The organism is Psychrobacter sp. JCM 18901 (assembly GCF_000586435.1).
GTDB lineage: Bacteria > Pseudomonadota > Gammaproteobacteria > Pseudomonadales > Moraxellaceae > Psychrobacter.
In genome coordinates, this window is sequence record NZ_BAWH01000004.1 from 108,332 (window position 1) to 126,987 (window position 18,656).

The following is an 18,656-nucleotide window of genomic DNA, read 5'->3' on the forward strand; positions in this document are numbered from 1 at the left end:
ATTGTGGAGCTTTAGAGTTTTTAGCCGCTATTATTTGGCAGCCATACATTCAATCTCAACGCTTGCTCCAGCAGCCAGTTCTGATACGCCAAAAGCTGAGCGTACAGGATAAGGCTTTATCATCTCAGCTTTATAGACTTTGTTAAAGTCATCAAAGTCATCCATATCAGTCAGCATGACCATACATTTAACAATATCAGACCTTCGGTAGCCATATTTTAATAACGTGCTATGGATATTATCTAGCACTTGCTTGGTTTCAGCTTTGATACCGCCTTTGACCAGTTTGCCATCTTTAAAGCCAATTTGCCCCGACATATACAATGTATTGCCCATGCGTACAGCCTCTGAAAAAGGATAAGTACCGCCATCTCCCAAGAAAGTAGGAGCAGACTTAGCAATGCTGACAGCCGTCGTCGTATTAGCATTAGCGCTATGAACAAAACCCAATGAGCACATAGCGGCGAGCGCTAGCGTAGACAAGCAAGTACTAGGTTTGAACATACTGTTTCCTCATTGGGTTTATTATCAATTTTTACTAGCTACTTATCAGCACTATTATTTTGAGTAGATGAGGCATCGCTTTCTTCGATTGAAGCCTTGGTTTCAGTGTCATCTTCTGCGACTTTTTCAGACGCTTTACCTTGGCGGCGTGCCTCTAGTTCCGCTTTTGGTATCCATGCCCACGTCATCTCAACCACAATTGGATCGCGGTCACTGTCAGACTCACGATCTTTGATGACACAAGGAATAATCATCTCACCTTTTGGTGTGTTTAGGATATCCAAACGTTGTTCATCAGACAAGCTTGCAATAGCAGCAATTTGACCTTTTTTTTGATTGGGCGATGGAAATTTACCGAGTAAGATTTAATCAGTAGGATACGATCAGAAGGCAAGTTCAAACCCAAAATAAACCCTGTTGCCGTCTCAGCCAGTAATGTGATGGCGACTGCATGGATAGAGCCGATATGGTTTTGGACGGCTTTATTGTTGTTTAAACTAACGACGACTTGGTTTGGTTCTACCGTCTCATAATAAATGCCGGTCGTGCCGACATAGGGGACGACCTTGCCAAAGGCTTTAGATAAAATACTTGAGCGTGCTCCAGCAGGCAGATATTTGGTGACGGATAACAGTTTGGTAAATTGATTGCTAATTGGTTTTAGCGTGCTACTGGATTTCTCAACTGAAGGTTTTGTGCTGTCAGATACTTTGGCTGGCAGTTTATTGGTCAACTTGGCGGGTAGTTTTTTTAATAATCCTGACATACAAAATTCCTTAACGTAAATGAGTTGAATGACATTCTTAGCATGGCTTTTTATGATAGCGACACAAATATAGATAATGAAAGTCGCTACAAATACTATGGTACATCAACCATTGCCTTCCTACTATTATTAGCATGAACTGCTGCGCTTACAAAACTATAGTAGCGTGGCTATGTTGCTAGGTTATGTCATTAGTTTAGATCGCCACTTAAAGTAGTCTAGGTATCTTATATGCCAGCGTCATTTGGGCATTAATATTATTAAGTGATTGGTATAGTCAGTTCAATATAATTTGGATACAAGGAAACCGAGAGACAGTACTACAAATAGTAGACTAAGCGAGACTGGCACCCTATCTAGTTGATAGAGGATTGACTATAGTTACCATGCCAATAGACAGCCACGTTATAATGACAAAATGTTAGCATGTCTGTTTTAAACCTGTTTTCAATGCCGCTGGATAACGTTATGCCTGATATGTCTACTCATGAACCGACCAATATTATTTATACGGGCGTTGCTGGTACAGGTAAAACCTATAGATTACTGCAAATCGTGAAGCAGTATACCGACTATCTACCCAAGACTGAAAATGAAGATTTATTAGAACAGCTGCTGCAAGGTCTAAGCTGGCGCGAAGTATTATGTTTGGTATTTTTAGATTTACGTGCTGAACAGCAGGATTTGTTAAAGGTACGAGAAATTATTGATCATCCTTTTTTTATGACGAAGGCTGCTCAGAACTCACGTGATAAAAATCTAGATAGCACAGCTTGGTTAGAGTTACGTAGACATAGCCCTACGAATTCTCAAACAGTCAGTTTTGATAACCGTGCTAGCCAAGCTTATTTTGATAAAGACAATAGTGGATCATGGTATTTATTGCCAGAGAGTATGGTGCTACTAGAAGATTTATCGCAGCAATTAGCAGAGTTTCAGCAAGCACAGCGTGACAACCAAGCCCATCAAAATCAAAACATTGCTCAGCAACGTTTTAGTATGGTGAGCTTCCATCAAGCCTATGGTTATGAAGAGTTTGTAGAAGGTATACGGCCTGTCATGAGTGGCGCTGCTCAAGCAAATAACAGCCCTTCTAATCAAACTCAAATGAGTTACGCGGTGCAAGATGGAGCATTCCTGAAGCTGTGCCAACGCGCCGCCCGTGACCCTCAGCAGCGTTATGCCATGCTGATTGATGAGATTAACCGTGCTAACGTGTCACGAGTGTTTGGTGAGCTTCTCAGTTTGATAGAGCCTGATAAACGAGCGGGCAAGCCAAATGCGATGACAGTAAGTTTGGCATATTCTGGACGTGCCTTTAGTGTGCCTGCCAATGTCGATATTTATGCCACTATGAATACCCAAGACCATTCTTTAGCACCACTTGATATGGCATTACGCCGACGTTTTCGCTTTATTGACTGTCCGCCGCAGCCTAATTTACTATCGACAATTCGTGACAGCAATGACATTGATATTGGACTGTCTGACGGTTCAGAAACAGCTATGATAGATTTGAGTAAATTATTAATAGGTTTAAATAGACGTATCGTGCAGACATTGGGAGTAGAAGCACAGTTGGGGCATGCGTTTTTATTTGCAGTCACTCAGTTAGAGCAATTACAAACGGTTCTCGTTGAACAAGTTATTCCTCAATTGGCTCAAGCAGCTGGTGGTCAAATTACGGTGCTGCAGTATATCTTTAGAGATGAGCAGCAACCGACAAATAAGCAGTTCGTACAGGACAGTCAAGCATTAATGAATGACGACTTGTATAATCCGATGAACAGCCAAAACAATGATTATACTGAACACCAAATGTTTGCAGGGCAGAGTTCTTTTCTTGATCAATCTATGAGTATGAATAGCTATACTATCAATGCCGATCTGATCGCTAGGGATGGTGAGTTTAATAATGCTGCTATCTATCAGCGTTTGTACTAGCAGGGTGACTGTTCAGTGATAACGAATAATCAATATTACGCCAAGCAACGCGCTATCAGGCAAACAGTCGCCAGACTCGTATCCCTAACAGTAGTGTCGCTACCATAAATGTTATCACCGTGTTTGAGCATCAACGTTTGACCGTGCATGATTTTTTGCACGCGTCTGATTTCGATTGGCTAATAGCGCAAGAATTTGCAGCATTTACTATCAGGCGTAAGCGAGGGCAATGGCAGCTTAAGGTTGGGCACTACATTGGGATTATTCTACTGCCCAGTGGCATGACGCTTGAGATATTGCCAAAGCTCAATCAGTCTACTCAGTCTAGCGATACCGTCCAGACTCGTCATTGGGTACAGGGTATGCTATCGGATTTGATACATCTAGATGCGCATAACAATCGTAAGCTACCCAATACGAAAAACTTCGGTCAGTTTAGTTCCCAGTCCACTCCTTTACCGTTAAAAGTATTGCCCATATCAGACTGGCTGATTGAGCAGTTTTTGCAGCGTTTAATTGACTATCAACCAACCAAGCATTATCAGGCTCAGATTGAAAATCAGGCATCCCTGCAAGGTCGACTGCTTATCAAAGAGCAACTGCGTCATAATAGTATGCAACCGCATAGGTTTATCTGTGAAAGTAGCGTATTCAGTCACAACATGTTGGCCAATCGGCTGATTAAAAGAGCATTGGTTTACTTGATGCCTTTATTGCCCCAGTTTATTTCTTCAAAACTGTTGCAGCCATGGCAGCAAGTGCCTACGCTAAGCAACCGCGAAATGCAGCAGATAGCGGTAATATATGCTCAAGCAAAGCGTCAGCTAGACGTTCAGCCACTCCAAAAGCAAAAATTGCATGCCGCGCAGCAATTAGTAGACCTAGCATACTGGTTATTGAAACAGACGACAGCTGCGACAGGCAACGGTATTGATCCAAATAGACAAAACTGCTCTCAGCTAAGATTGTGTTTGTTAATTGATATGAATCAAGCTTTTGAGCAATGGGCAAGTCAGCGTATCGCATCGATGTTTCAACAGATTAGTAGTAGTTACCGTCCTTTTTATCAGACCCAAAGTGTCTGGCTAAACGATGCTGAGGGACTAGCATGCTTATCTATACGGCCTGATTTGCTGATATTTGAAACTGCCTCTGATGATTATCAAGCTCAGAGTGATATAGCAACTAGTCAAACTACAGCCAAAGACAAGACCAAAGGTCGCTACAGTCATGTCATCGATATTAAGTGGAAATACTTACCGCATGCTGCCGCAATTGGTGCGAGCGACGCTTATCAATTGACCAGCTATGCACAAGCTTACTTGGCGGGGCAGGTCTGGTTGGTTTACCCAGTGCTAGGTAGTGATAGGCAGCCAGTAGCGCTTAAGCAGCAAACTCATTATGGTAGTAATGATAGCGACAGTAGCGATGATATTAAAAACAATGAATCAATTGATGCCCATTTATGGTTAATGCCGTTTGATGTTTTGACAGGTACACTCAACGGTGAAGTACTGCCACATTTGGACAAAACTTAATATCGTTATCAATGACAACGCGAATGACTAATGGATAAAGGGTCTTGCTACCATTATTTTGGTGAAATTGACGTAATTTTAAAAAAAATTAGCGATTATTTGAAATTAATCGAAAATAGGTGTTGACACAATCGCCTTTACCCCTTAATATGTGCACCTCGATAGCGAGGAACATTAACAAGTTAGCGGCATTGCGACAACGAGTTGATTAACAAACTATCGTGATAATAGAGAATTTCGGAGTGTGGCGCAGTTTGGTAGCGCATCTGGTTTGGGACCAGAGGGTCGTAGGTTCGAATCCTATCACTCCGACCATCTATTTTAAGAGCCTTACAGGCTTTTTTTATGTATAACGGTTTAGTTTCTGATATAGTAAAACATATTGTAAAGTAAGCTTAGTATATAAAAGTCCTCTAAGAGCGCCTGTAGCTCAGCTGGATAGAGCATCTCCCTTCTAAGGAGGTGGCCGCAGGTTCGAATCCTGCCAGGCGCACCATTTAGCCTGCAAATCTTGCCTATTCTTTGGCAATAGTTATGGCGGTTGTAGCTCAGTTGGTAGAGCCCCGGGTTGTGATCTCGGTTGTCGTGGGTTCGAGTCCCATCAGTCGCCCCATATTTTATTCTGTATGTACCTACATACAAATCATACCTTAATCTAAAAATATATCAGTAATAGCACTCGCCCTTGATGGCGATTTTTTTATGCCTATTCGATTTTATCTCTATATTATCTTTATAAGATTAAACAGATAGAGTTTGATAGCATCTTCAATACTAGATAATCCCCCAAATTTTTATCAACATTGCCTGTAGGTTTTCCTTAAGGCCTAGCGTGACTTTGTCTACTCTATTATTGTTTAGTAATTCTAATAAGTAAATAGACATGACGTTTTAAATGATGCATTATGCTTAAGTGTTATCACATCCATACTATTTAATAAAAATTATTTATTGGAGCAAGCATTGGCATAGAGGAAACTGACAGAAATTGTTATTAAGAACACTATTATTTTTTTAAGATGAATCGTTATTAATCTGCATTATTGAGGAATTGATTGATGGACGCACTGAGTGTATTGCTGCAAAACGTGCATTTATTTGAGACTAAGTATTACCGTCTAAATGGCACTGGCAATTGGTCTTATTCTATTACTAGAAAAGACACCATTTTATTTTACTTAGTAATGTCTGGCGGTTTTTGCATCGATGTTGGTAATGGTTTACGAGAAGCTCGCGCTGGCGACATGATCATGATTCCGAATGCGCACAAACATGTGAGTTACGCACTCAATCACCATGGCGATGTTGCTGAGTCGCTTGATGAACTATTGAGCAATTGCCCTGAGCGTACACTTGATATCGATGGCGATGGAGACCCCAATTCATCTTTGATACTGATCGAATGTAAGTACGACAAAGAGATGATTAATCCTCTGTTGTCAGTACTGCCACCGATATTACCTGAACTCAATGATGCTGCTGACGGTCGGTTTGAAGTGATTGATGTAGAGATAAAGCTGCTAACACTAGAAGCTGAGCGTGAGCGTATGGGAAAAACAGCTGTAATCAATCATTGGGCAAGCATCATGATGATTGAGTGTTTGCGCGTCTATATTGAAAGCTTGCCTGAAGCCACAGAAAACTGGCTCAAAGCCATGAAGGATCCATTTTTGACTAAGGCGCTAGCCGCAATGCATGGGGCACCGGGTGAGAGCTGGACCATTCATCAGCTTGCCGAAGTGGCAGGGATGTCGCGTTCCAGCTTTGCACAGCGTTTCAAAGACACTGTTGGCATGCCGCCACTGACTTATCTGATCGATTACCGCTTACGATTGGCGGCACGCTATTTACGCTTACAGCAAAACAGTATTAGCCGTATCAGCGAGATGGTGGGCTACGCCTCAGATTCAACTTTTAGTCAGGCATTTAAACGTGTGTATGGTGTTTCGCCAAAAGCATACCGTCAGCAGTATCGACAGAACAATCTTGCATAGCTTCAGTTGCTGTTTATTTAAGTTATTTAAGTAGAATCTCGACGATAAGCGCTAAGGTCATCTATATGTCCTTGGCGCTTTTTTTAGTTTGTGAATACATATTATTTTTAGATGTTGAACCACTCATATCTATAAAATCTTTGTTAACTGGCTATGGCTATTTTAGTTAAGGGCAGCTGACATTGAGTCTGTGTTCAGGTATTATGGGTTGATGAGTCGTCGAGACAAAAGCGTTGATGTTGTAGCGCGTTATATGTCCTTATACGATAGGCATATAAAAGGATCGAGACGATGTTTATCTTCGCTGCTGATGGTATGTTATGACTGAACCGACCGCAAAGCTAAATGCAGGAAGTAATGGCCAACAAGAGGCTGCTGCAACTGCTAAATCAGAAAGTAATGTTGATAAAAACACTGCTATAGAGAAACCGCATGTCAGCAAAAATGCGCCGAAAAATGAGTCGGTAGAGACACCTGATAAGGCGGCATTATTGACGATGTTTACTTTGTCAGATATCGAGGCGGTAGCAACTGAAGCAGTAATATCTGAGTCATCCGATAGTCTTACAGTAGCTGCAAAACCTGTGGCTCAAGAAACCAATGTTGCTACGCAGCGTGTTGCGCTTTATCGTGCTCAGCATGAGCGTACTCGACTGTTATATATGGCATCTGCCAATACGCGTCCTACTTATCTAGTACAAACCCTGAAGCCGCAATTCGCAGAATATCAGCAATATTTACTTGCGCAGCAGCTTGATAAGCGTGGGTTGATGGATACGGATACGCTCGAAAGACTCTGGCAGCAGCTGCATGTGTCGATGACATTATTGCAGATATCGTACGTCATATGCCTGCGCAGCAGCCCGCCGGTTGGCAACTGACGACTCAAGATGGTCGCAATCCATTGTGCTTTGCTACGGTCGGTAAATTAAAGTACGGCAAGCCAATTCGCGACCAAGGTAGTCTCAACAGTTATGTACTTGGGCACTTTGGCGTGAGTAGCTTTACCTACGATCGAGGCTATTATATTGGTCATGTGGTTGGTTATTTATTCAGCTGTTATTATTGTGCTCACTTGTCGATTACTTATGGCGTCACAGCCCTTGGACAGCAAGTCGTGGCTGACTATGATTACGCCAGTCTTGAAACCCCGCATATGGTCAGATTATTACAAGGTCTTGACGGTTATTGCAAAAAACGCATTTATCAGTTGGCTGTCATCTGTGCGCGCTTGAGTGTTTTTGCGAGTGATAAACGTATTGAAAGAATGCTAATCGCTGAGGTTAATGACTTTGATAAAAAGCTACAGCAGCAGCATTTGGATGTCTTATTATTACAAGGTTTGATGCCTGATAGTAATGACTCAACGCCACTTTTTTAAGCGTCACATGTCAAATTAATAAATTTCTATTAAGTCATTAATTATCACTGTCTACTTGTAAGCTTCTTAGGATATCTGTTGCCATGCCTGCCTATCATTTCAAAGCGCTTGATGACCACGGTGTTGTTCAAAAAGGCTTGCTAGAAGGGGACTCTGCGCGGCAAATTCGCCAGCAGCTGCGTGATAAGCAATGGACACCTGTTGAAGTCAATCCGGTCAATGACAGACAGAGTCAGAGCAAGAACCGCTACAAAAAAACCGTCTGCATACGAGTTGGCATTGCTGACACGTCAGTTGTCTGTATTATTGGCAGCGGGTATCCCACTTGAGGAAACTTTGGCAGCGGTTGCTAAGCAATCTCCAAAGACTCATATCAAATCCTTAATGCTTGCAGTGCGCTCACATGTCTTAGAAGGGCTCAGCTTAGCACGTGCTCTGCAACAAGCCGCTAGCTTTCCGCCGTTATACATCGCTACGATTGCCGCAGGCGAAAAATCTGGTCATCTTGATCTTATCCTCAATCAGCTAGCAGACTACACCGAAAACCGCTTTGCGCTCCAAAAAAAAATCCAAGGGGCCATGGTCTATCCGATTGTCCTGATGGTAATGGCAATTGCGGTAATTATGGGACTGATGAGCTTCGTTGTGCCCAAAATTGTCAAAGTCTTTGAGCAATCTGAGCAAGCGCTGCCTCTAATTACTCAAATTGTTCTCACGCTATCGAATATCATTACTCAATGGTGGTGGTTAATATTATTGGTATTGGCAGGTACCGCATTTTTATTCTACCGTTTCGCCCAAACGCAAGCAGGTAAATTAACCATTGATAGCGTGGTGCTTAGATTGCCGATACTCGCCAGATTGTCCAAAGGTCTGAATGCCGCGCGATTTGCCAGTACCCTGGCGATACTAGTACGCTCAGGAGTGCCACTGATTGAGGCATTACATATTGGTGCTGCGGTCACGACCAATTTACATATCCAAAAAAACCATTATCACTGCGGCTGATAGGGTCACAGAAGGCTCTAGCTTGTCTAGCCAGCTAGAGAAATCTACTTACTTTCCACCGATGATGGTACAGATGATAAAAAGTGGAGAAAACTCAGGCGAGCTTGAAAATATGCTCAGCCGTGCCGCCAATATGCAGGAGGCAGAAGCAACCAATTTTATCAGCACCTTATTATCATTACTTGAGCCTTTAATGCTGGTGTTAATGGGCGTAGTAGTTATGATTATTGTGATGGCGGTTATGCTACCTATCGTCAATATGAACGATTTAGCAGGCTAGGTTCAGTCGCTAGCCTATGATTTATTATTTTTTTACGTATAGCTAGCTGCCAATCTCCAAAACCTCTATTTAGTTCTCTTTTACTCTATTTATATCACCTAACTTGCTTGCTAAACCTTGGACTAGCTTTCTTAAGGTTTGCTTACTGTTGTATATTGTTGAACGAACGCTATTTTTGCTATGGCAAACACCAGCGCCGCGCTATATTAAGCATGGTTTAATAGTCATACATTTAGAGTCAGCTAACATTTGGCTTCGGCTAAAATAGCAAACCCAAATTCAAACTAGGTACAGCGCTGGATAAAAATAAAACCATGTTATAGTGACAATAGTTTCAGAGCTCATTGATATATCATTGATGAGAGCTATGATAGAACGCCACTTTTACTATTTACATAACTGTGATGACCAAAGCAATGACTATGACTGACAAACTCCAAGTAAGTATGACGCCAAAAAGTGCTATTCAAAATACGCAATCCCATCCGAATGTTGTAAATGACCAAAAGACTGTTTCTTCAGCTATGCAGCGCAGTGCGACAAAAAAAGTCTGGTCAAGTGGGATTCACTCTGATCGAGATTATGGTCGTTATTGTGATCCTAGCCATTCTTGCTGGATTAGTGGTACCAAAAGTAGTTGGTCAAAGTGATAAAGCCCGTGTGAAAACAACTGAAACGGCGCTTGCTACTGTCTCAAATGCGCTAGATATGTACAAGGTTGATAATTCACGCTATCCAACAACCGCTCAAGGTTTAGAAGCGCTTACGACACCGCCTGCTGATGCAAAAAACTATCCTGAAGGTGGGTATATTAAAGGTGGCTATCCAACCGATGGCTGGGAAAATGAGATGCAGTATGTTGCACCAGGTAGTGAAGGGCGACCTTACGATTTATTTTCGTTAGGTGCTGATGGTCAACAAGGTGGTGAAGGTCAAGATGCGGATCTTTATGCTCAGCTATAAGGCTTAATAACAGACGTATAGAGAACAAATTTTGATACTGATATAGCTTTGTAGAATGAAACATTCGTTCATCGATGCACTTTCAACAATTTATAAATATCAACCAATATTCCCTTATTGGTTGATATTTTTTTATCAGTAGATAAATCACCTACTGTTCAATACAAGCTTGATAGTCAGTGTTATAAATATATCTAAGCGCTCGCCAAAACAGTCATCGAAAACTGCAATTAAAGGTACTCATCTATGTCGATCCAAAAGTCTAATAAATACTTTTCTAAAAACCTTTATAAATTGGTTCTAACCGTTGCAAGCACTTCATTAGTAACGGTTCTGTCAATGACATCGATCAGTGTACAGGCAGCAGGGTTAAATGACTTATTTAAAAATAGCTCCTCGGCAAAATCAAAGTTCTTACCAGTGGATGAAGCCTTTCAGGTGGTCAGCAATACCAAAGCGACTTCCAAAGGCACGCGGTTGTCGATCAGTTTTGAAATTACGCCAGGGCATTATGTCTATAAAGATAAGCTTACGCTGATCTTCCCTAAAGGAATAAACGCTACGCCGTTCACTTTTAATCAATCACCAGTATCAATCAATGATCCGACCTTTGGTCAGGTTCCTGTATTTACACAAAGAAGCGTCATTGCAACCACGACACTGACGACCAGTAATGGTAAGGGAGCCAAAAACGCGCCTATTATTATTGGTTGGCAAGGGTGTGCAACCGCTGGACTATGCTATCCACCAGAAAAAAATCAAAACCAAGATAGATATTGCTGCGACACGCAGATAAATAGCGAGCAGATTGATTAAAATATCGGTAATAATAGGTAGCCATTTATGTCCATCAAGACATCACCAAAGTCTTCATCATTTAGCGTATCTACCCATTCGAAAAAAATCACATATTTTAGCGCTTGCTATCGCTAGTGGCTCATTGTTGACAGGTTTATCAGCAATATCAACGGTACAAGCTGCAGGGTTAGGCGACCTTTTCGGTAGTAGTGAAAGCTCGTCGAAGTCAAAGTTTTTGCCAGTGGATCAAGCGTTTCAGGTAAGTACAGATAGTACCCCTGTCAAATCGGGTACGCGGTTATCTATTAATTTCGATATCACCCCTGAACATTACGTATATAAAAAACAAATTAAGCTTACGCTACCCGCTGGCGTGACGGCTGCACCTTTTACCTTTAGCCAAACACCGTACTCAATAGATGACCCGACTTTTGGCAAAGTACTGGTATTTGATCAAGCCAACATGGTCGCTACCACCACACTGACGAACAATAGTGGCAAGAGTATAGATGGTGCCGCTATCGTCGTCGGCTGGCAGGGCTGTGCAAAAGCAGGACTGTGCTATCCACCTGAAAAGATTAATACGACTGTCGATATTGCAGCTGCATCGACGCAGGTATCAGCAGATAGTGCGAGCTCGACCGATTCAGAGAATAGTGCTACGGCGACACCAGAGGAAGCAAGCTCAACAGCTCTTGATAATACTTTGCCTGATGAGGCGCAAGCACTGACAGACGATGGGGCTATTGATTATGATCTCATTGATGACAGCGCTGTAGAGTATGATTCTTTAGATAGTAATGCAGCGACGAATACGATTTCTGCAGCAAATAGCAGCGTAACAGGCGAGACGGCCAATAGCGAAAACGCATCAAACAATAGTTTTGTTGATACCGATCCTTTTGGTTTGGCTTCTCACCCTTGGCTGGCATTAGTACTATTATTTTTAGCAGGCTTAGGCTTGGCCTTGACGCCATGTGTGTTACCGATGTTACCTATCGTGGCCAACATTGTAGCCCGCGAACAAAACCCAACGGTCAAACGCGGTGTCATCTTGACCACCAGTTACGCGATTGGGGTAGCGACTGCTTATGGTATTTTGGGCGCTGTCATTGCAGTATTCGGTGAGTCTTTAGGTATTATTGGTTGGCTGCAGAACCCGATCATTCTCATCAGCTTTGCTATCGTTTTTATATTGCTCGCGCTATATATGTTGGGGCTTTTTAGTATACGTTTGCCGCATACAATCAGTCGAAAGATGCAAGGCTTAAGCCAAGCAGGTGACAGTAAGCTTGGTAGTACAGGCGGCAGTTTGCTCGCTGGGTTTTTATCAGCGCTAGTCGTGTCACCTTGTGTTTCTGCACCATTATTTGGGGCATTATTAGCGGTTTCTACCATTGGTAGTCCGTTGCTCGGCTTTGCCGCTTTATTCATGCTGGGTTTTGGTTTATCAGCGCCGCTTATTCTAATCGGTGCGACTCAAGGCAAGATTATGCCAAAGGCTGGCGAGTGGATGAATTGGGTCAAGCAAGGCTTTGCTTTACTACTATTTGCCGTGGCACTGTTATTGATTGAGCGCGTGTTTATATCGCCAGTCATGCTTATGGTATGGGCATTGTGGTTTATGGTCGTGGCAACATGGGCATGGAGTTGGCTAGGTAAAGGTCGTATGCTGACCCAAGCATTGAGCCTTATCGCTGGTATTTGGGCGGCTTGCCTAATAGTTGGCGCTGCATTGGGCAATGATGATAGCTTACATCCACTAGCGTCATTGGGTGCAGCACCGATGATGGTACAGTCAACGTCTGGTCAACCAGTGAATAGTGATAGCACCACTGATAAGACGATCACGACGCTTGCAGAGCTAGATGCCATTGTCGCAGCCAATCCGAATGTCATTGTCGATCTGACAGCAGAGTGGTGTATTGAGTGCCGGATTATGGACAAGAACCTGTTTCATAATCGCCCAGCACAAATGCAAGGTTGGCAATTAGTGAAGCTTGATATCACTGAGACGACAGCAGACTCAAAAGCTGTGTTGTCTCGTTACCAACTCTTTGGTCCACCAGCGTTACTGTATTATATTGATGGTCAGCTAGTAAATCAGCAAGTGGGTGAGATTGGTCGCTCAGAGTTTGAGCAAACATTATCGGCGTTGAATAATTAATATTTAACAATTAACACTTAAGAAACCAGTGTGATACTTCGAAAATTCTTAAGAATATTAAGAAGGCCAGTATACTAAGAAAAGTATGCTGGCTTTTTTAATGTCATTAAATTCATACTATAGAATATATATTAAGTATTTGTTATATAAGAGATTATATTGATAGGTGCTTATTTTAACTACCGATAAAGCTAGTATCGTGCTTATATTTTCATTACAATAAAGAAACAATGCAGCAGGGGCACTAATTGTCATTTTTTTCGCTCCTAATATCTGCGATTAGCTGATAGTCTCAGTCAATTCTATTTTAGCGATAACGCTAATGGCCATATTAATTACCTCATATACTCTGCTAGCGCTAATGCTAGTTAGATAAAGGACACTTATGTTTGCCCATACCATTACTCAGCGTCACCAACAGCCGTCTTACCAGAATGCGCATATGCCTCTTCGTATTGCAGTTGCGCTTGCGTTGAGTTGTACCGCGATACAAGTACAAGCTGCTGATGATTCTCAGACTTATAACGAACTGCCAGCACCTGAAGCTGCGTTTGAATACGAGGATCTTGACCTATCACAGAGTCTTGATAACAGTGCGATATCTTCTGATACGAGTACACAAAGTGGCAAAATAATCAGCAAAGAATTTATTGCTCAGCAAGCCAAGCTGTTTTCTGAATGTACTCAAGTCCAGTCTAGTGCTGCTCGCCTCGCTTGTTTTGATAAGGTGGCTGAACAAGGTAAGACACCAAGCTATACCTCAACCAAACAACCAATCGATTTGGCAAAAACCTTTCAAAGTACGGTCTCAGGTAATCCAAAAGTGGTATTGGCTGAGTCTCAAACGGCGATGAGTGGGACAACAGTTGAAGATGCAGATATCATTTTGATGACCAGTCAGCAAACAGCAGCCAGCAAATTGAAGGCAAATGGCAACGTAGAAGTAGATGCTGAAACGAATAGCGAGGCACAAATTTTAGAAAATATAGGTGTCACTCAAACAGACATCGAAAAATTCTCGCCACTCAGTCTATCTTATGACCTAGACAAAAATAGTGAGCGTGGTACTTGGACGGTTAGACCATATCGACCGACATATCTGTTGCCATTATTTTATACTTTCGATCCCAATTTGAATCCAAATACACCATCGCAAGAAACAGATCCTTTTGATTCTAATGATATACGCGAGACTGAATTAAAGTTCCAATTATCCCTAAAAACAAAAGTCGCAGAAGATTTGTTTGGTACCAGTGCTGATCTATGGTTTGGCTATACCCAAGAATCACATTGGCAAGTTTATAACGAAGACAACTCACGTCCATTCCGTGCTACCGATTATCAACCTGAAATATTCTTAACCCAACCTGTGACAGCAGATCTACCTTTTGGTGGACGTCTGCGTATGTTGGGCGCAGGTGCTGTCCATCACTCGAATGGACAAGATGATCCCTTATCACGTTCATGGAATCGTGCCTACCTCATGGCGGGCGCAGAGTGGGGCAGACTCTCAGTCATACCGCGTTTATGGGCTCGAGTAAATAACGAAAGTAGTAGTGATGACGATAATCCAGATATCGAAGACTACATGGGCTACGGTGATATCAAATTCTTGTATGATTTGCCGGCTGATCAGAGCATTAGCGGTACCTTGCGCTACAATCCAGGTACCAATAAAGGTGCTGCGCAAATCGACTATATCTATCCTATCTCAGAGAACGTTAATGGTATGGTTCAGCTATTCCAAGGCTATGGCGAGTCGATCATTGACTATAATCATGAAAATACCTCTATCGGGTTTGGTATCGTACTGAATGATTGGAAGGGGCTTTAATTTAGAAAGGACATCAATTTGAGAAAGGCTCTAATATAGGTGAAATTTATTATAAATTATGACAAATAATAGTCTATGCACCGCTTAGTACCTTATCAAACCGGACTGTGGCTGGCAGAGTATTTAAATGTACGCTGCCAGCTATGCCGTATTTATCGCAGTACACCACAGTCTCAGCTATTGATGCAGCAATCACAGGCTAATAGTAATGACGCATTGAGCGAAAATTATGAGTTTTCCCTTTCAAGCAATCAATCCTCGTTTGCTCATATTTTTCATCAAATCAATCACCGCTTAAATAGAGGTCTACTCTGCACTTATTGTCATAATAGTATCGCATGGCTGCCACAGCCTTTTGATGTTGACATTGCTGCTGGTAGATCATTATCTATCCAAGTATCTACCTATTATGAATATCCAATCCGTCAAGCGATTCGGGCGTTTAAGTATAATGAAGACATGACAAAATTGCCATTGTTGTTACATGCATTACGCCAGCTACCACGGCCACATGGCTGTCATCGTAATAATAGCGTGATTGTTGCCATGCCAACGACCAATCAGCGGCTAGTGAAACGAGGGTTTGATCCTGTCAGTATTTTATCATCACAACTGTCAAAGCATTGGCAAATTCCTTTATGGCACGGTGTGGAGCGCATTGATGATACGGTCAGTCAGCAAGGACTGACTCGTGCCGAACGTCTAAGCAATTTAGATAACGCTTTTGCACTAACCGAAAAGCCTCCGGTAAAACGCTTACTACTATTTGATGACGTATCTACCACAGGTGCAAGCTTACAAGCTTTAGCCCGAGCGTTCATTCCACCTGCAGCAGTAAAATCAGCAACGGCTAGCAGCCATAGTAGCTATCAAATTTCTGCTTACGTATTAGCCCATGGCAGCAGATCCTAAACCCAATATATCTTTATCAGTAATATCTAATTATTGCTAATATATTTCCTTAACGCTATATTATTATAACTATGTATACTAATTTGTTGTTTTAAGATAAGTGTCTAAGCGGTCTTCTAGTGAACTAATATACAAGTCAAGGACACCAGAAAGCACCTATAGGCATTCTTATATGATGTTCATTAAATATCGTGGAATGAAAATTGCACGTAATTAAATAAATATATGTAGAAAACCACGGTAGTAAGGCAACAATATAAGATACTCATAATCAATATGCCATAAGTAAAAGACAGATAATCGCAGTTTTAAATAGGAACACGATGTGAATGCATCTTTGAACACTCCACTACCTAAGCTAAAGAACGTAAGCTCAGGTTTTACCTTAATTGAATTAATGGTAACGATTGCTGTTCTTGCCATTATTGCAGGTATTGCGGCACCTAATATTAGCACTCAACTTGCAAACCAGCGCGTGAAATCGACAGCTGCGACGCTTGCTAATGCACTAAAAGAGGCTAAGGTAGAAAGTGTTATTCGTCGTCAACCACTAACGATAAGCTTTGATAATACTAATAAGGTAATAAATATTCAGCATATAGTGTCAGGTAAGGTAGATAGCACGGTAGAAAGTTATAGGTATGATGCTAAAAGTACAATTAAGTCAGATCGTAGCAGTAATGAATTTAAGCCAAATAAAGTCGCAGAAGTTACCACATATACTATATGTGATAGCAATAGTGCAGCTAGTCCTATAAAAATCTTAGTCAGTGCTACTGCCGTTATTAGTAATAGATCCGAAGGAACGTGCCCATGACTAAAATTATTAACCAACAAGGCGTGGGTTTGGTTGAGGTGCTAGTTGCTCTGTTACTACTAGCAGTTGCAGTATTGGGATTTAGTGCACTCAATATGGTATCTATAAAAGCAACAGATGATAGCGTGCTAATAGCAAATGCTAATACGGTGATGCGTGGACTATCTGAAGACTTGCGACTAAATCCTAAGAATATACCAGGTTATCAGAAGGAGATACAGAGTGTTTTAGGGAATGTCTCTGACACAAAAGATTATTGTGCTGCGGTCACAGACTATAAAACTAGTAGTGTGACGAAGAACTGTGATAGCGATTCATGTACTGCAGAAGAATTAGTAAAATATAATAGCTGGAGTACGATGAAACAAGCATGTGAAAACGGCGTTTTACTCAATATGATTACTTGTCCCGGTACTGCGGACAAACAGTTACGTCAATGTATTATCACTTCATGGAACGGAACAGAGCCAGTGTTTGGAGTCAGTTCAGCGAGTAGTAAGCTTGTGCCGATGAGCTTGGAATATATCATGCAGGCTCTGATTGCTTGATTATGGAGTCTTACTAATGAATATTAAATATACTCAGGACGGCTTTTCTTTAATAGAACTAATGATCTCTCTTACCTTAGGTCTTTTAATCTCAGCAGCGGTCATGCAAATTTATTTGACTAGCGTTAAGACCAGTAGCGTACAGGCTGGCGGTACAGATATATTAGAAGCGAGTATTTTTGGTATTCAAAATATAGAAAAGAGTATAAGGCTCAGTAATTTAGGTATGGCGGATACTAACAATCCTTTCACTCCTACGGCAGGTCTGGTTATGACCAGTGACAGTAGTTTGGTTAGTACTACCCAGACAGACAAATCTAAGAATAATATGAATGGTATTAAAATGGGAGGAACCAAGTCGAGCGCTGGTGCTGAAGAGATTACAGCTGGCTATCTAACCAGAAGTGGAAACCAAAGTACAAGTAGCGTTAACAACGCTTGGAAAGCAGGGAACAGTAACATTACAGACTTAAAAAGCTCCCAACTCACTATACAGTACGAAGCACCGCAGAATATGTACGACTGTGAAGGCTCCTTAGTTCGGGGACCTGTAGAAATAGATCGGGATGGACGTTTGACGATGATACCAGGACAGGTTGTTATTGAAAGGTATTTTCTTAACGAAGTTACTCAGAGTAATAAGTCTAATTATGAATCAAATATAAAAAGTTATGAGCTACGTTGTGACGCTGGACGTTATATCAAAGAAGACTTGAGTACAGCAGAACTTGCAGCACAAGAAATCAGTGGTAAGGACAGTACTAAATTAGTGGCTACTCGGAATATAAGAGATTTTGGGGATGCTGGAGAAGTCGTTATTCCAAGAGTTGATTATTTTGGTGTCTTGCTAGGAGTAGAGGTTGTCGCTACCAGTCCAACTAATACTTCGGTTAGTTTAAGGTATTTTACTCCTGAACAATATATGAGTTTTTTTGAAAACTGTTCAACAGGCAGAATCTTCAGGCAGCGCTTCTACGACAACCACGACAGACGTTATATCTGTAAAACTCTCAGTTTTAGTGCGAGCTGATCGTCCGCTTACAGGAGAAGCTGGGGCAACCAAATTCATAGTTTTTGGAGAAGAAGAGGAGCTATCTTCAGATACTTCTAGTGCATTTATTCGTAGGGTTTATGAGTCGAATATAATGTTGAGAAACTCAAGAGCCATTAAAGAAAGTTCTATACCCAGTATCTAGTTGATG

At 41.7% G+C, this 18,656-nt stretch carries 17 protein-coding genes, 3 tRNA genes and 1 pseudogene; 18 read left to right on the plus strand and 3 right to left on the minus strand.

Translation table 11 applies throughout. The annotated features are described in order from the left end of the window. Positions 1-30: 30 nt before the first annotated feature. Genes TT11_RS04960 through TT11_RS04965 form a run of 3 tightly spaced genes read right to left on the minus strand, consistent with a single transcriptional unit; the run spans position 31 to position 1,270 of the window. Positions 31-504 (minus strand): RidA family protein, encoded by a 474-nt coding sequence (locus TT11_RS04960; protein WP_261869289.1) that lies wholly within the window; start codon positions 502-504, stop codon positions 31-33. A gap of 38 nt (positions 505-542) precedes the next feature. Continuing rightward, positions 543-806 carry a hypothetical protein gene (locus tag TT11_RS17020; RefSeq protein ID WP_370587161.1) on the minus strand — a complete coding sequence of 88 codons (264 nt, stop codon included), beginning with the start codon at positions 804-806 and terminating at the stop codon, positions 543-545. After that, on the minus strand, positions 776-1,270 hold the full coding sequence (locus tag TT11_RS04965) for a DUF4442 domain-containing protein (RefSeq protein WP_370587782.1): 495 nt from the start codon (positions 1,268-1,270) through the stop codon (positions 776-778). Before TT11_RS04965 ends, TT11_RS17020 begins: the two co-directional genes overlap by 31 nt. Positions 1,271-1,696: 426 nt before the next feature. Between TT11_RS04965 and TT11_RS04970 the strand changes: the two genes are divergently transcribed. The 18 genes and pseudogenes from TT11_RS04970 to TT11_RS17025 all read left to right on the plus strand — a co-directional run bounded on the left by TT11_RS04970 (position 1,697) and on the right by TT11_RS17025 (position 18,650). Continuing rightward, positions 1,697-3,214, plus strand: a complete 1,518-nt coding sequence (locus TT11_RS04970) for an McrB family protein (protein ID WP_261869291.1) — start codon at positions 1,697-1,699, stop codon at positions 3,212-3,214. A gap of 119 nt (positions 3,215-3,333) precedes the next feature. Further along, positions 3,334-4,752: an McrC family protein gene (locus TT11_RS04975; protein ID WP_261869292.1), complete on the plus strand. Its 1,419-nt coding sequence runs from the start codon at positions 3,334-3,336 to the stop codon at positions 4,750-4,752. A gap of 238 nt (positions 4,753-4,990) precedes the next feature. Beyond that, a tRNA-Pro gene (locus TT11_RS04980) sits at positions 4,991-5,067 on the plus strand. 104 nt (positions 5,068-5,171) lie between these two features. Continuing rightward, positions 5,172-5,248, plus strand: a tRNA-Arg gene (locus tag TT11_RS04985). A gap of 41 nt (positions 5,249-5,289) precedes the next feature. Then, a tRNA-His gene (locus tag TT11_RS04990) sits at positions 5,290-5,365 on the plus strand. Positions 5,366-5,810: 445 nt separating this feature from the next. Further along, the gene (locus TT11_RS04995; RefSeq protein WP_261869293.1) at positions 5,811-6,746 is read left to right on the plus strand and encodes an AraC family transcriptional regulator; all 936 of its coding nucleotides are present in this window, start codon (positions 5,811-5,813) and stop codon (positions 6,744-6,746) included. 320 nt (positions 6,747-7,066) lie between these two features. After that, a complete protein-coding gene (locus TT11_RS05000) occupies positions 7,067-7,627 on the plus strand; it encodes a hypothetical protein (protein WP_261869295.1) in 561 nt (186 codons plus the stop codon). Next, positions 7,594-8,127 (plus strand): hypothetical protein, encoded by a 534-nt coding sequence (locus TT11_RS05005; protein ID WP_261869296.1) that lies wholly within the window; start codon positions 7,594-7,596, stop codon positions 8,125-8,127. Before TT11_RS05000 ends, TT11_RS05005 begins: the two co-directional genes overlap by 34 nt. A gap of 83 nt (positions 8,128-8,210) precedes the next feature. Then, positions 8,211-9,415 (plus strand): annotated as a pseudogene (gene gspF / locus TT11_RS05010) (type II secretion system inner membrane protein GspF). Between the two features lie 498 nt (positions 9,416-9,913). After that, positions 9,914-10,378 carry a type II secretion system major pseudopilin GspG gene (gene gspG, locus TT11_RS05015; protein WP_370587783.1) on the plus strand — a complete coding sequence of 155 codons (465 nt, stop codon included), beginning with the start codon at positions 9,914-9,916 and terminating at the stop codon, positions 10,376-10,378. A 246-nt stretch (positions 10,379-10,624) separates the two neighbouring features. Beyond that, positions 10,625-11,194, plus strand: coding sequence for a protein-disulfide reductase DsbD domain-containing protein (locus TT11_RS05020; protein ID WP_261869297.1), 570 nt, complete (start codon positions 10,625-10,627; stop codon positions 11,192-11,194). A 127-nt stretch (positions 11,195-11,321) separates the two neighbouring features. Continuing rightward, positions 11,322-13,343, plus strand: a complete 2,022-nt coding sequence (gene dsbD / locus TT11_RS05025; RefSeq protein ID WP_261869299.1) for a protein-disulfide reductase DsbD — start codon at positions 11,322-11,324, stop codon at positions 13,341-13,343. A 385-nt stretch (positions 13,344-13,728) separates the two neighbouring features. After that, positions 13,729-15,177: a phospholipase A gene (locus TT11_RS05030; protein ID WP_261869300.1), complete on the plus strand. Its 1,449-nt coding sequence runs from the start codon at positions 13,729-13,731 to the stop codon at positions 15,175-15,177. 75 nt (positions 15,178-15,252) lie between these two features. Beyond that, positions 15,253-16,089, plus strand: a complete 837-nt coding sequence (locus tag TT11_RS05035; RefSeq protein WP_261869301.1) for a ComF family protein — start codon at positions 15,253-15,255, stop codon at positions 16,087-16,089. Between the two features lie 325 nt (positions 16,090-16,414). After that, a complete protein-coding gene (locus tag TT11_RS05040; protein WP_261869303.1) occupies positions 16,415-16,906 on the plus strand; it encodes a Tfp pilus assembly protein FimT/FimU in 492 nt (163 codons plus the stop codon). Beyond that, the gene (locus TT11_RS05045; protein WP_261869305.1) at positions 16,903-17,454 is read left to right on the plus strand and encodes a prepilin-type N-terminal cleavage/methylation domain-containing protein; all 552 of its coding nucleotides are present in this window, start codon (positions 16,903-16,905) and stop codon (positions 17,452-17,454) included. Before TT11_RS05040 ends, TT11_RS05045 begins: the two co-directional genes overlap by 4 nt. Positions 17,455-17,470: 16 nt before the next feature. Further along, positions 17,471-18,484 carry a PilW family protein gene (locus tag TT11_RS05050; protein ID WP_261869306.1) on the plus strand — a complete coding sequence of 338 codons (1,014 nt, stop codon included), beginning with the start codon at positions 17,471-17,473 and terminating at the stop codon, positions 18,482-18,484. After that, complete coding sequence (locus TT11_RS17025) at positions 18,474-18,650, plus strand: hypothetical protein (RefSeq protein WP_370587784.1); 177 nt, start codon at positions 18,474-18,476, stop codon at positions 18,648-18,650. Before TT11_RS05050 ends, TT11_RS17025 begins: the two co-directional genes overlap by 11 nt. The last annotated feature ends 6 nt before the right edge of the window (positions 18,651-18,656 follow it).